This is a genomic window from Georgenia sp. EYE_87 (assembly GCF_023148685.1).
GTDB lineage: Bacteria > Actinomycetota > Actinomycetes > Actinomycetales > Actinomycetaceae > Georgenia.
Genome location: NZ_JAHXNL010000003.1, coordinates 186,757 through 199,982, shown reverse-complemented (window position 1 = coordinate 199,982; position 13,226 = coordinate 186,757). Strand labels below are relative to the sequence as shown.

The 13,226-nt window shown below is 73.5% G+C and carries 11 protein-coding genes; 3 read left to right on the top strand and 8 right to left on the bottom strand.

The window, feature by feature from the left end:
* Positions 1-38 precede the first annotated feature (38 nt).
* The 4 genes from KZX45_RS06640 to KZX45_RS06625 all read right to left on the bottom strand — a co-directional run bounded on the left by KZX45_RS06640 (position 39) and on the right by KZX45_RS06625 (position 4,677).
* Positions 39-992, bottom strand: a complete 954-nt coding sequence (locus tag KZX45_RS06640) for a substrate-binding domain-containing protein (protein WP_248256938.1) — start codon at positions 990-992, stop codon at positions 39-41.
* A 109-nt stretch (positions 993-1,101) separates the two neighbouring features.
* Positions 1,102-2,085 carry an ABC transporter permease gene (locus tag KZX45_RS06635; protein ID WP_248256937.1) on the bottom strand — a complete coding sequence of 328 codons (984 nt, stop codon included), beginning with the start codon at positions 2,083-2,085 and terminating at the stop codon, positions 1,102-1,104.
* The gene (locus tag KZX45_RS06630; protein WP_248256936.1) at positions 2,075-3,613 is read right to left on the bottom strand and encodes a sugar ABC transporter ATP-binding protein; all 1,539 of its coding nucleotides are present in this window, start codon (positions 3,611-3,613) and stop codon (positions 2,075-2,077) included. The genes KZX45_RS06635 and KZX45_RS06630 overlap by 11 nt, the downstream gene beginning before the upstream one ends.
* Complete coding sequence (locus KZX45_RS06625; protein ID WP_248256935.1) at positions 3,610-4,677, bottom strand: LacI family DNA-binding transcriptional regulator; 1,068 nt, start codon at positions 4,675-4,677, stop codon at positions 3,610-3,612. Before KZX45_RS06625 ends, KZX45_RS06630 begins: the two co-directional genes overlap by 4 nt.
* A 672-nt stretch (positions 4,678-5,349) precedes the next feature.
* Between KZX45_RS06625 and KZX45_RS06620 the strand changes: the two genes are divergently transcribed.
* The 3 genes from KZX45_RS06620 to KZX45_RS06610 all read left to right on the top strand — a co-directional run bounded on the left by KZX45_RS06620 (position 5,350) and on the right by KZX45_RS06610 (position 8,474).
* Positions 5,350-6,012 (top strand): GNAT family N-acetyltransferase, encoded by a 663-nt coding sequence (locus tag KZX45_RS06620; protein ID WP_248256934.1) that lies wholly within the window; start codon positions 5,350-5,352, stop codon positions 6,010-6,012.
* A gap of 337 nt (positions 6,013-6,349) precedes the next feature.
* Positions 6,350-7,459: a VIT1/CCC1 transporter family protein gene (locus tag KZX45_RS06615; protein ID WP_248256933.1), complete on the top strand. Its 1,110-nt coding sequence runs from the start codon at positions 6,350-6,352 to the stop codon at positions 7,457-7,459.
* Between the two features lie 112 nt (positions 7,460-7,571).
* A complete protein-coding gene (locus KZX45_RS06610) occupies positions 7,572-8,474 on the top strand; it encodes an NAD(P)-dependent oxidoreductase (RefSeq protein ID WP_248256932.1) in 903 nt (300 codons plus the stop codon).
* Positions 8,475-8,478: 4 nt separating this feature from the next.
* On the opposite strand, the gene KZX45_RS06605 is transcribed toward KZX45_RS06610, so the two are convergent.
* The 4 genes from KZX45_RS06605 to KZX45_RS06590 form a co-directional block, all read right to left on the bottom strand.
* Complete coding sequence (locus tag KZX45_RS06605) at positions 8,479-9,693, bottom strand: MFS transporter (protein ID WP_248256931.1); 1,215 nt, start codon at positions 9,691-9,693, stop codon at positions 8,479-8,481.
* Between the two features lie 257 nt (positions 9,694-9,950).
* Positions 9,951-10,844 carry a carbohydrate ABC transporter permease gene (locus KZX45_RS06600; protein WP_248256930.1) on the bottom strand — a complete coding sequence of 298 codons (894 nt, stop codon included), beginning with the start codon at positions 10,842-10,844 and terminating at the stop codon, positions 9,951-9,953.
* Positions 10,844-11,803 carry a carbohydrate ABC transporter permease gene (locus KZX45_RS06595; protein WP_248256929.1) on the bottom strand — a complete coding sequence of 320 codons (960 nt, stop codon included), beginning with the start codon at positions 11,801-11,803 and terminating at the stop codon, positions 10,844-10,846. The genes KZX45_RS06600 and KZX45_RS06595 overlap by 1 nt, the downstream gene beginning before the upstream one ends.
* A 23-nt stretch (positions 11,804-11,826) precedes the next feature.
* Complete coding sequence (locus KZX45_RS06590) at positions 11,827-13,152, bottom strand: ABC transporter substrate-binding protein (protein WP_248256928.1); 1,326 nt, start codon at positions 13,150-13,152, stop codon at positions 11,827-11,829.
* Between the last annotated feature and the right edge of the window lie 74 nt (positions 13,153-13,226).

The window sequence follows — 13,226 nt, the reverse complement described above, 5'->3', positions numbered from 1 at the left end:
GGCCCGCCGCGGGAGGTCGCGGCGGGCCGGAGGATCGGTTACAGGTCTTCCTTGGTCATCGCGACCACCGGCACGGACACCGTGGCCTCGACCTCCTCGCCGTTCAGGATGGACAGCGCGGCCTCGACGGCGGCGCGGCCGAGCTCCTCGGGCTGCTGGGCGATCGAGGCGTACATGGTGCCGGCCTCGATCGCCGCCTGGGCGTCCTCGGTGGCGTCGAATCCGACGACGAAGACGTCCTGGCCCGCGCGGGCACCGAGCGCCTGGACCGCCCCGAGGGCCATCTCGTCGTTCTCGGCGAAGATGCCGACGACGTCCGGGTTGGCCTGGAGCAGGTTGGTCGCGACGTCGAGGCCCTGGGCGCGGTCGAAGTCGGCCGGCTGGGTGGCGACGACCTCGATGTCCGGGAACTCGGCGATGCCCTCGGTGAAGCCCTGCCCGCGCTCGCGGGAGGCCGAGGTGCCGGCGACGCCCTGCAGCACGATGACCTGGCCCTGCTCGCCGATGGCCTCGGCGAGGGCCTGGGCGGCGAGGCGCCCGCCCTCGACGTTGTCGGAGGCGACCAAGGTGCTCACCTCGGCGCCGTTGACCGCCCGGTCGACGGCGATCACCGGGACGTCGGCGGCGACCAGCGGGGAGACGATCGGCCCGGCGGCGTCGGAGTCGACCGGGTTGATGAGGACGGCGTCGAGCTGCTGGGTCTGGAAGTTCGCCACCTGGTCGGCCTGCTGCGTGGCGTCGTCGCGGGCGTCCGTGACGGTCAGCTCTGCGCCGGCTTCGTCGGCCGCCGCCTGGGCGCCGTCGCGGAGGGAGACGAAGAACGGGTTGTTGAGCGTGGAGACGGCGAGGCCGAGGGTGTAGTCGCCCCCGCCGTCCCCGCCGGCCGTTCCGGCGTCGGTCCCGCCGCCTCCCTCGTCGGCGCTGCCGCACGCGGAGAGCAGCAGGGCGGAGGAGGCGAGCAGGGCGGCGATGCTGAGGGCGGGCTTCTTCATCGGAACCCCTTCCTTTCTCTTGCGTCGACCGGGAACGGTTCCCGGCGGGGTGGTGCGGTTGGGCGTGGTGCGGTTGGGGGTGGTGCGGTTGGGGGTGGTGCGGTGCGTGTCAGGCGCGCCGGCGGCGCAGGGTGTCGCTGAGCACGGCGAGGGCGATGACGGCGCCGATGACGACCTGCTGCCAGAACGAGGAGACGTTGAGCAGGTTCAGGCCGTTGCGGATGACGGCCAGCACGAGGGCGCCGACGAACGTGCCGAAGGCCCGGCCCGACCCGCCGGCGAGGCTCGCGCCGCCGATGACGACGGCGGCGATGGCGTCGAGCTCGTAGCCCGCGGCCGCCTGGGGCTGGCCCGAGGCGAGCCGGCCGGCCAGCACCAGGCCGGCGACCGCCGCGAAGGCGCCGGAGAGCGAGTAGATGACGAGCTGCTGGTGCCGGACGTTGATGCCGGAGAGCCGGGCGGCCTCCTCGTTGCCGCCGATGGCGTACATCGCGCGCCCGGAGTACGTGCGGTTGAGGATGAACGCCGCCAGACCGCCGAGCACCATCATCACGAGCACCGGGACGGGAAGCCACCCGCCGATGGTGCTGCCCAGCCAGGCGACGGCGGACGGCTGCGCGATCGGGACGCCGTCGGAGAGGACGAGGGCCAGTCCGCGGGCGATGGAGAGCATCGCCAGCGTCGCGATGAACGCGGGGAGCCGGCCGTAGGCGACCAGCGTCCCGGAGATGAACCCGGCGGCGACGCCGGTCAGGAGGCCGATCGCGATCGCGAGCAGCGGGTGCACCCCGGTCGTGGTGGCGGTGTAGGCGGTCACGATCGAGGCGAGCGCGGCGACCGACCCGACCGAGAGGTCGATGCCGGCGGAGACGATCACGAACGTCTGCCCGAAGGCGAGGATCGCGACCACGGCGGCCTGGACCCCGACGTTGAGCAGGTTCTGCGTGCTGAAGAACACCGGGCTGAGCACGGCCATGACGACGCTGAGCAGCACCAGCGCGACCAGGGCGCCGTTCTGCCCGAGCAGGACCTGGGCGCGGGAGCCGAGCGACTCGCGCTGCTCGGTCCGGGCGGTTGCGGTCTCAGTGGGCACGGGAGGACTCCACTTCCTTGACGGCCAGGGCCATGACGGCGTCCTGGGTTGCTTCTTCGCGGGTGAGCTCGCCGACCAGGCGCCCCTGGGCCATGACGAGGATGCGGTCGCACATGCCCAGGACCTCGGGCAGCTCGGAGGACACGAGCAGGACGCCGCGTCCGGAGGCGGTGAGCTGGTTGATGAGCTGGTAGATCTCGACCTTCGCGCCGACGTCGACGCCGCGGGTCGGCTCGTCCAGGAGGAGCACCGCCGGGTCGGCGGCGAGCCACTTGCCCATGACGACCTTCTGCTGGTTGCCGCCGGAGAGGTTCTTCACGGTGGCCCGGGTGGAGGGGGTGCGGATGCGCAGGCTCTTCACGCTCGTGCGGGCCTGCTCGCGCAGCCGGGCGCGGTCCACCAGGCCGCCGCGGGTCGCGGCGCGCAGGATGGCGAGGCCCAGGTTCTCCTCGACGCTCGCGCCCATGACGAGCCCCTGCGCCTTGCGGTCCTCGGGGACGAGGCCGAGGCCGGCGCCGATGGCGGCGTGGACGTCGTGCCGGGGCACCGTCCTCCCGCGCACGCTCACGGTGCCGGAGTCGTAGCGGTCGGCGCCGAAGACCGCGCGGAGCACCTCCGTGCGGCCCGCGCCGACGAGCCCGGCGAGCCCGACCACCTCGCCGGCGCGCACCGAGAGGGAAATGTCCTCGAAGTGCCCGGTGCTCGTGAGGCCCTCGACGCGCAGGAGCTCCTCGCCGAGCGCGGGCTGCTCGCGTGGGTACTGCGCCTCGATGGACCGTCCCACCATCATCCGGACGAGCTCGCCGGTGTCCGTGGTGGCCGGGACGGTGCCGACCGACTGGCCGTCGCGCAGCACGGTGACGCGGTCGCCGATGCGCTGGATCTCCTCGAGGTGGTGGGAGATGAAGATCATGCCCACCCCGTTCCGGCGCAGCTCGTCCATGAGCTCGAGCAGCCGGTCGACCTCGGCGTCGGTGAGCGCCGCGGTGGGCTCGTCCAGGATGAGAACCCGGGCGTCGAGGCTGAGGGCCTTGGCGATCTCGACGAGCTGCTGGCGGGCGACGCCCAGGGTCGAGACGGGGCGACGGAGGTCGACGTCGAGGCCGACCCGCTCCAGCGCCACTCGCGCCCGGGCGTGCATCTTCCGGCGGTCGACGACGCCGAACCGGCGCGGGGGCCTGCCGAGCAGGACGTTCTCCGCCACGCTCAGCTGCGGGACGATGTTGAACTCCTGGTGGATCGTCGCGATGCCGAGCTGCTCGGCGTGCGCGGTCGAGGAGATGTGGACCTTCTCGCCGTCGACGAAGAGCGTGCCGCCGTCCGGCTGGTACACCCCCGCGAGGCACTTGATGAGGGTGGACTTGCCGGCGCCGTTCTCGCCGAGCAGGACGTGGACCTCCCCGGCGTGGAGGTCGAACGACACCCCGCCGAGGGCGACGACGCCCGGGAACTTCTTGACGAGGTTCTCCACGCGGAGGAGCTCGCGCCCGGCGGGCGGGGTGGCGGTGTTCGTCGGTAGGGCGTTCATGCGCTCCTCCTCGGGAGAGTGGACTCGCGAAGGATCAGGCGGCACTCCAGCGCCTCTGCACGCGGCGCTCCGCCGTCGGTCCCGGGTGTACCGGTGGTTGATGGTGAATCGGTGGTTCCGGGTGAGCCGGCGATGCGGGCGAGCAGCATCCCCATGGCGCGCTGGCCGAGCTGCGCCGTCGGCTGGGCGATCGCCGTGACGGTGGGGCTGAGCAGCGTGAACCACGGCATGTCGTCGAACACGGCGAGCGCGAGGTCCTGGGGGATGCGCACGGGGACGGTCGAGCGCCGCTCGGCCAGGAGCTGCAGCACGCCGAGCGCCATGGACCCGTTGGTCACGAACACCGCGTCGGGCGGCGTCGGCATCGCGAGCAGGTGCGCCATGGCCTCGTGGCCCGAGGCCGGCCGGAAGTCGCCGTGCTGCACGCGCTCGGGCCGCAGCCCGAGGCCGTGGCGGGCGAGGGCGGCGCGGAAGTGCTCGAGCCGCAGCCGGGCGGTGCCGGCGTGCTCGGGGCCGGTGATGATCGCCGGGTCGGTGCGCCCGGTTGCCACGAGGTGGTCGACGAGCGCCGAGATGGCGGCGGAGGAGTCCGCGAGCACGGTGGGGGCGTCGACGTCGGCCGCGGGACGGTCCACCAGGACGAGGTGCCGGTTCAGGTCCGCGGCCTCGCGCAGCAGCGGGGAGGTCTCCACGGTGGGGACGACGATGAGCCCGTCGACCTGCCGTTCGAGGAGGATCCGGATGTAGTGGTCCTGCTGCGCGGGGTCCTCGTCCGCGTTGCCGACGATCACGGAGTACCCGGCGGCGCGCGCGGTGTCCTCCACCGCCCGCGCCAGCTCGGTGAAGTAGGGGTTCATCAGGTCCGAGACCACCAGGCCGACGGTGCGGGTGCCGGTGCTGCGGAGGGAGCGGGCGACGGCGTTGGGCCGGAAGTTCAGCTCCTGGACGGCGGCCAGGACCCGCTCGCGCATCTCGGCGGACGTGGCGGGGTGGTCGGTCAGGACGCGCGAGACGGACGCGGTGGACACGCCCGCGGCGCGCGCAACGTCCTTGATCGTCGGCACTGACTTCCTCCCCGGCCACGCTGCTCGGTCTGTGTAATCGTTCCCATGGGATCGATTACACGAGTATGGGGCAGACCACATCCGGCGTCAAGAGCGTTCGCGGCAGCGCTCGCGCGCACACGCCGGGAGCATCCGCGGGTGGCCGTTCCCAGGCGATCGCGCCTTGCCCGCCCGCCTCCCCGACCGTGCCAGGCACCGCCGACCGCCCCGGCGATCCGACCGCCCCGGCGATCCGACCGCCTCAGCCACCTGAGCGTGCGGGCCAACCGCAGCCACTCCTGCCGCCCCGGGCACCGGCCCCCGGGCGCCGGCCACGAGGATCGGGGAAGATCGGTGCCCCGGAGCGACACCAGACTTCCCCGGTACGTAGAGAAGGCGGGCTGACCGTGGCGCGAGTGGGCAAGGCGGGCTGACCTGGGCGCGAGTGGGCCGACCAGGCGGGCCGCCTGTGGGCCAACCACGCCGGTCACCTGAGCCACTCCGCCCGCCCCGGGCACCGGCCCCCGGGCACCAGCCACGAGGATCGGGGAAGATCGGTGCCCCAGAGCGACACCAGACTTCCCGAGTGCCCGGCAGTCACCGACGGCGGTGCCCTCGTCGAAGGCCTCCGCGTTCCCGTGCGTCGTCGGCGCCCCGGCGGTGCGTGAGACCGGGCGCCCTACGCTTGCGGTCATGCCCGCCCGCGCGCCCCAGCCCGTCCTCCTACGCAACGCCGTCGTCGAGCTCACGCCGCTGACGGCCGACGACGCGCCGGACCTCTTCGCGGCCCTCGACGATCCTCGCGTCTGGGCCGCGGGTTACGGCGGCGGTCCGGTCGGGCGGCCGGTGGACGCCGCGGCCATGCGCGGCTACGTCACCGGCCACCTGCTCGGCGCCGCGGACCGCGTCTCGTGGGCGGTGCGCCTGCGGGACGGGAGGCTGGTCGGCACCTCGAGCCTCGGGGACGTCGACCTCGCCAACGAGTCGGCGCACCTGGGCTGGACCGCCTACGCCCCGGCCGTCTGGGGCACGGCCGTCAACCCGGCCACGAAGCTGGCCATCCTCACGCACGCGTTCGACGACTGCGGACTCGGGCGGGTCCGGCTCCAGACGGACGTGCTGAACGCCCGGTCCCAGGCGGCCATCGCCCGGCTCGGGGCGGTGCGCGAGGGCGTCCTGCGCCGGCACAAGCGCCGCGCCGACGGCACCTTCCGCGACACGGTGGTCTTCTCGATCCTCGCGGACGAGTGGCCGCAGGTCCGGGCCGGGCTGGAGGCCCGGACAGTCGGTGTGTCCGACGAGCGCGACGCCGCCAATGTGTCCCCCGCCCACCCGGGACGGGACGTCTCGGCCTGATCCGCGGGCTCTCGCCGTGCCGACGGCGGCCGACGCGGTGCCGACACCTCGGCCTGGTCCGTGCGGCCCCGCCGCGCCGACGGCGGACGCCTCGGGCCGATCCGCCGGCTCCCGCGTGGCCGACGGCGGCCGGCAGGGTGCGGGCACCTCGGCCTGACCGCGCGCCTGCCACGCCGTCGACCGGCACCGCCGTGCGGGCCACCGCAGCCTGACGGCACCCGCACGCCGACACCGATCTTTCGGCGACTCGGCGCGGACTTTTCGGGGCGGCGAACAGTGGGCAACCCCACCGCGGCGGGACTTGGGGCCTGTCTCGCGCGGCTGCGACGATGGCGATATGTCCACCTCACCCACGCCCCCGCGCGGTGACGAGCGCGCCGCCCGGACGCCGACCCGGGAGCAGGTCCGCCGCTGGCGCCGCTACCTCGCCGACGAACAGGCGGAGGGTGCGGTCTACCGCCACCTCGCCGCCCGGCGGGAGGGTGAGGAGCGAGAGATCCTCCTCGGCCTCGCCGACGCCGAACGGCGCCACGAGCAGCACTGGCGGGACCTGCTGGGCGACCAGGTCGGCCGGCCGGGCCGCGGCGCGCTGCGCACCCGCCTGCTCGGCTGGCTCGCCCGCACCTTCGGCGGCGTGTTCGTCCTCGCGCTCGCGCAGAACGCCGAGGCCCGCTCGTCCTACGCGGACGACGACGACGCCACCGACGCCATGGCCGCAGACGAGCGCGTGCACGGCGAGGTGGTCCGCGCCCTGGCGACCCGCGGCCGGGCCCGCATGTCCGGCACCTTCCGCGCCGCCGTCTTCGGCGCCAACGACGGCCTCGTCTCCAACCTCGCGCTGGTGCTCGGCGTCGGCGCCACCGGCGTGCCCGCCGGTACCGTCCTGGTGACCGGCGTCGCCGGCCTGCTCGCCGGCGCCCTGTCGATGGCCGCGGGGGAGTACGTCTCCGTCCGCTCGCAGCGCGAGCTCCTCGAGGCCTCCATCCCCGACGCCGACGCCCACGAGTCCATCCCCGCCCTCGACGTCGACGCCAACGAGCTGGCCCTCGTCTACCGGGCCCGCGGCATGGGGCCCGAGGAGGCCGAGGGGCACGCGGCCGGCGTGATGGCGCGCATGCAGGCGGGCCAGGGCATGCCGGCCGCCGACGTCGTGCACGCCTACGAGGAGATCGGCAACGGCTGGTCCGCCGCGCTGTCGAGCTTCGGCTTCTTCGCCTCCGGCGCGCTGATCCCGATCCTGCCGTACCTGTTCGGCCTGAGCGGGCTCGCTGCGGTCGGTCTCGCCGCCGGACTGGTCGGCGTCGCCCTGCTCGGGACGGGCGCCGTCGTCGGTGTGCTCTCCGGGGCGCCGCCGCTGCGCCGCGCGCTGCGCCAGCTGGGTATCGGGTTCGGCGCCGCCGCGGTCACCTACGCGCTCGGCCTGGCCTTCGGTACCACGATGGTCTGACGGTTCCCAGGTCGGCCTCAGTGGTGGCCGCGGGACTGGGAGCAGCCGTCCGCGCTGGCCGCGGGACTCTAGGCTGCCCCCGGCACGCCGGTCGCGAGGAACAGGGGACGAGATGTCGGAGCAGCGGGCGGACGTCGGGCTGATCGGGCTCGGTGCGATGGGGCGCCCCATGGCGGCGCACCTCCTGCGGGCGGCGCGCGAGCGCGGCGTGGACCTCGTCGTGAACAGCCGCCGTCAGTCCAGCGCCGCCGGCCTCGTCGCCGACGGTGCGCACTGGGCCCCCACGCCGCGCGAGGTCGCCGCGCGCTGCGAGGTAGTCCTGACGATGCTGCCGGACCTTCCCGAGCTCGCCGAGATCCTCGACGGCGACGACGGGCTCCTCGCCGGCCTCGCCGGTCCCACCGTGCTCGTGGTCTCCTCGACCAGCTCCCCCGACGGCGTACGGGACCTGGCCCGCGACCTCGCCGACCGGACGGGCCGCCGTCTCGCCGTCGTCGACGCCCCCGTCTCCGGCGGCGTGGAGGGCGCCGCCGACGGCACGCTCTCGATCATGGTCGGCGGCGCGGACGACGACGTCGCGACGGTGCTCCCGTGGCTCGAGGCCCTGGGCACCCCGGTGCATCTGGGCCCGGTCGGGGCCGGGCAGGTGGCCAAGGCCTGCAACCAGCTGATCGTCGCCGCCACCACCGTCGCGCTCGGCGAGGCGAGCGTCATCGCCGAGCGCGCGGGCCTCGACCTGGGCCGGTTGCTCGACCTGCTCGGCGGCGGCTACGCCGGCTCGCGCGTCCTGGAGGTCAAGAAGTCCCGGCTGGTCGCGCACGACCACACCCCGGCCAGCCCGGCGCGGTTCATGATCAAGGACCTCGCCTTCGCCGCCGCGGAGGCCGAGCGCACGGGCACCGCCGTCGAGCAGCTGCCCGTGCTGCAGCGGGTCTACGAGCAGCTCACCGAGCAGGGTCTCGGGGACCTGGACAGCTCGGTGGTGCAGCGCTACGTCGAGGAGCGCTCGATCTGACGGCTCAGTGCTGCGGGCGGCGCTGCTCGCTGCGCGCCGGATGGGTCTCCGGAGCACGCGTCCAGACCAGGGCGGCGACGAAGGTGATGGCGCCCGACAGCGCGAACGCGGCGCCGTAGCCCGTGTGGTCCACCAGGAGCCCGGCGAGGACGGGCCCGAGGATCTGCCCGGCGTCGCTGCACATCTGGAACACGGCGAGCACCGGACCGGCCGTGCGCTCGCTGCCCACCACGTCGGCCACCGTCGCCTGCTGCGCCGGGTTGAGCATCCCGACCCCCACGCCGGCGAGGGCGGAGACCACCAGCAGGGCCACCAGGTGGCCGGTCAGCCCGAGGGCGGCGGTGAGCACGCCGTTGACGAGCAGGCCGGTCACCAGCAGCGGCTTGCGGCCGCGCGCGTCGGAGATCCGGCCCGAGGGCGTCAGGGCGACGGTGTTGCCGATGGCGAAGGCCGCGAGCGCGGCGCCGGCGGCCCACGGGCCGGCCCCGAGGCTGGCCGCCGCGAACAGGGGAAGGATGGCGACCCGTACTCCGAAGTTGGACCATCCGTTGGCGAATGCCGCGACGAGCGCGGCGCGGTACGCGGGGTGCGCGAGCGCCTCCTGCAGCCGCATCGCCGGCAGCGGCGCAGCACCGGGCCGCGGGCGCAGCGCGGCCGGCCGCAGGAAGACGGCGACCACAGCGGTGGCGACGAGCAGCGAGGCGGCGTAGACGAGAAAGGGCACGCGCAGCCCGGCCTCCGCGAGCAGGCCGCCGACCAGGGGCCCGCCGATGTTGCCCAGCAGGAACGCGGTGCCGTACGCCGAGGACGCCCGGCCGCGCGCCGTCGGCGGTGCGAGGCGGACGATCAGCCCCATCGCCGAGACGGTGAACATCGTCGAGCCGATGCCGCCGAGCCCCCGAAATACGAGCAGCTGGGCGTAGCTCTGCGCGAACGCGGTGGCCGCGGTGGAGCCCGCGACCACCAGCAGGCCGACGAGGTACACCGGACGTTCGCCGAGCCGTCCGATGAGCCTGCCGCCCACCGGGGCGAAGACGAGCCGGAAGAACGCGAAGACGCTGACCACCACCGACGCGGCGGTCACCCCCACGTCGAAGCTGCGGGCGAACTGCGGGAGCACCGGGGCGACGAGGCCGTAGCCCATGGCGATGACGAAAGCGGCGCAGACGAGCACCCAGATCTCGCGGGGCAGGGCGGTCGTGGGACGGGGAGCGGACATGGCGGAGGAGATCATCGCACCCCCGAGCTGGCGTTCCGGCCCGGAAGCTGCCCGGCGCCATGTGAGGTCCGCCGCCCAGTGCGGTCCCCTGCCCTGGCCCCCGTCCGAGGTCTGTCCGTGACCGCCGAGCTCTGCCGCTCACGTCGAGGTCTGTCCCTGACCGCCGAGGTCTCCCGTTCACCGCCGAGGTCTGCCGCTGGAGCTGCAGACCTCGCCCCGAACGGCAGACCTCGGCGATGTGGGTTGCGTCCGAGGCCCTACTTGCCCATGCCGGCGGTGAGGCCGGAGATGATCTGCTTGGTCGCGAGCAGGAACAGCACCACCAGCGGGAGCGTGGCGATCACCAGCCCCGCGAAGAGCGTGGACCAGCTGGTCTGGTACTCGCCGAAGAACGTCGTCAGGCCCACCGGCAGCGTGTACCTCGTGCGGTCGCGCACCAGGATCAGCGGGTAGAAGAAGTCGTTCCAGATCGGCACGAACCGGAAGACCACCACCGTGGCCACCGCGGGCCGCACCAGCGGGAGCATCACGGACCAGAACATCCGCAGCGGCCCGGCCCCGTCGATGCGCGCGGCCTCCTCGAGCTCGCCGGGCAGCTGCCGGAAGAACGTGCCGAGCACGAACACCGAGAACGGGATCGACACCGCGGCGTAGACGAGCACCAGCCCGGTGCGGGTCGAGACCATCCCGATCGCGTCGAGGAGGTAGAAGATCGGCACGATCATGAGGAACACCGGCATCATCAGCCCGGAGACGAAGACCTGCTCGATCACCCCCATGAGCCGCGAGCGGCTGCGGGCCAGGGCGTAGGCCGCCAGGAGCGACACGACCGTCGAGAGCGCGACCGAGCCCACCGTCACCACGATCGAGTTCCAGAAGTAGGTCGAGAACGACGCCTCGATCCACGCCTCCTGGTACGCCGCCAGGCTCGGCTCGGCGGGCAGGCCGAGCGGCTCGGACACCAGCTCCTGGTTGGTGCGGAAGGAGTTCAGCACCATGGTCAGCAGCGGCAGGATCGCGACGGCGGCGTAGACCCACAGCAGGGTCGACGTGAGCGCCGCGCGCACGCCGCCGGTTCGGCGGCCGCGCGGCGTCGCGGGCCGCCTGGCCGCCGCCGAGGCGGTGCCGGGGACGGCGAGGGTCGTGGCCATCAGGACAACCTCCGCTCGGCGCGGCGGAACCACCGGTTGAACGCGACGGACAGCCCGAAGATCACCAGGAACAGCAGGATGGCGATCGCCGAGGACGTGCCGATCGCGTTCGACGAGCCGGACTGGAACGCGGTGCGGTAGAAGAGCAGCGACATCACGTCCGTGGCGCCCGCGGGGGACCCGGTCGAGCCGCCGAGCGCGTACGGGATGGGGAACGCCTCCATCGAGAAGATGAACGTCAGCACGCTCACGGTGCCGATGATCGGGGTCAGCAGCGGCAGGGTGATGTGCCAGAACCGCTGGCGGGCGGTGGCGCCGTCGAGCTCGGCCGCCTCGTCCAGCGACGCGTCGAGACCGCCGAGCGCCGCCCCGTAGAGCAGCAGCGGGAAGCCGACCCACTGCCAGGCGGTCACGAGCACCACGACCCACAGGGCCGTGGACGGGTCACCGAGCCACGGCAGGGCGAGCGCCTCGAGCCCGACCGTCTTGAGCAGGGCGTTGACCGGCCCGAAGAGCGGGGAGAGCAGCAGGGACCACAGGTAGCCGATCACCAGCGGCGAGACCAGGTACGGCATCGTGTACAGCACCTGGAAGAGCCTCTTGAACCGCCGGCGCCGGTGCAGCACCACCGCCAGCAGCAGGCCGACGGAGTTCTGCACCACCATCGAGCCGGCGAAGAGCAGCAGGTTGTGGGCGAACGCCCGCGGCACCTGCGTGGCGTAGGGCTCGGCCGTGAAGAGCTGGACGAAGTTGCCCAGCCCGACGAACGACTCCTGCGAGGTGCCCCGCCACGAGTACAGGGAGTACGTCAGCGCCGTGACCATCGGGTAGAGCACGAAGAAGCCGAACAGCAGCGCCGCCGGGAGGAGGAAGAGCAGGGCCGTCCCCGTCGGCAGGGCCGCGGTCAGGGGTGGGCGGCGCCCGGCCGACGGCGGAGCCTCCGCCGTCGGCCCGGTCACCGTCGCGGGTCCGGACGGAGCGGTCACTGGCCCGGCGTCCACCAGGCCGAGAGACCGTCCTGGATCTTGCTCGCGACGCCGGCAGCGTCCAGCTCGCCGAGGAAGAGCTGCTGGCCGCCCTCACCCATGAGGTCGGTGCCGACCGGGTCGCCGTAGCGGTAGTCCACGAGCAGCAGGTACGGGGCGGGGTTCTCCTGGTAGAGGTCCCACATCTCCTGCATGAGCGGCTCGTCGAACTCCACGCCCGGCACGGGGGAGAACTGCTTGAGGTCGTTGGCGACCATCTGCCCGAACTCGGCGTCGGCCAGCCAGTTCAGCAGCGTCTCCGCCTCCGCGGTGTTGTCCGAGGCGGCCGAGAGGCCCCAGTTCCCGTCGGCGTAGCCGGGGCTCACCGGGTGGTCGAGCGCCGAGCCCTCGGGCGGCGGCACCTGGAACACGCCGAGCTCGAGCTCGGGGTTGGACGACTGGAAGAAGGCCAGCTCGTAGGAGCCGCCGGCGAACATCGCCGCCGCGCCGGAGGTGAAGAGCACCTGGGCGTCGGTGTAGCCCACGCCGACGACGTCGTCGGGCATGTACTGCTCGAGGTCGGCGAAGGTCTGGATCGAGGCGACGTAGGCCGGGTCGGTGAAGTCCGTGGAGCCCTCGCGCAGCGCCTGCTGGAAGTCCGCGCCGCCGTACTGGGCGGCGGTCAGCGCGTCGTGGACGGTGGGGACGAACCAGGCGTCCTTGGCCCCGACGGCGAGCGGCGTCACGCCGGCTGCCTCGAGGGTGTCGTTGACCGCGATGAAGTCCTCCCAGGTCTCCGGCTCCTCGAGGCCGTGCTCCTCGAAGATCGCCGTGTTGTAGAAGACCTGGATCGTCTGCGTGGCGAACGGGACGCCGTACAGCGCGTCGTCCTCCTTGCCGCGGGCTCCGTCGAGGATCGCGTCGTCGAACTCCGCGAGGGCCGGGACGACGTCGTCGAGCGGGGCGAGGTTGCCGCCCTCGACCAGGGGCTGGAGCAGGCCGTACGAGCGCACCTGCGCCACGTCCGGGCCGTCGGAGCCGGTCAGGCCGGTCTGGAGGATCTGGTTGTACTCGGTGTTCTTGTAGGCCTGGAAGTTCACCGTGATGCAGGGGTTGGCCTCCTCGAAGACGTCGAAGATCGTCTCGTAGGCGTCCTTGTCCTCGGTGCGCCAGGACCAGACGTCGAGGGCGACCGGCTCGGCGCAGTCCTCCGATCCCGCGGCGGAGGTGGCGCCCCCGTCGGCGCCGGGGTCCGGCGCGTCGTCGGAGGGCGCGCAGGCGGACAGGGCGAGGACGGCAGCCGCGACGGCGGCTGTGGAGGCAAGTACTCTCCGGCGGTGCATGGTGTGTGTCCTTTCGGGCCGGTCTCGGCGGGTCGTCGCCGCACTTTCGGGCGGATCGGGCTCGGCACGAGGGT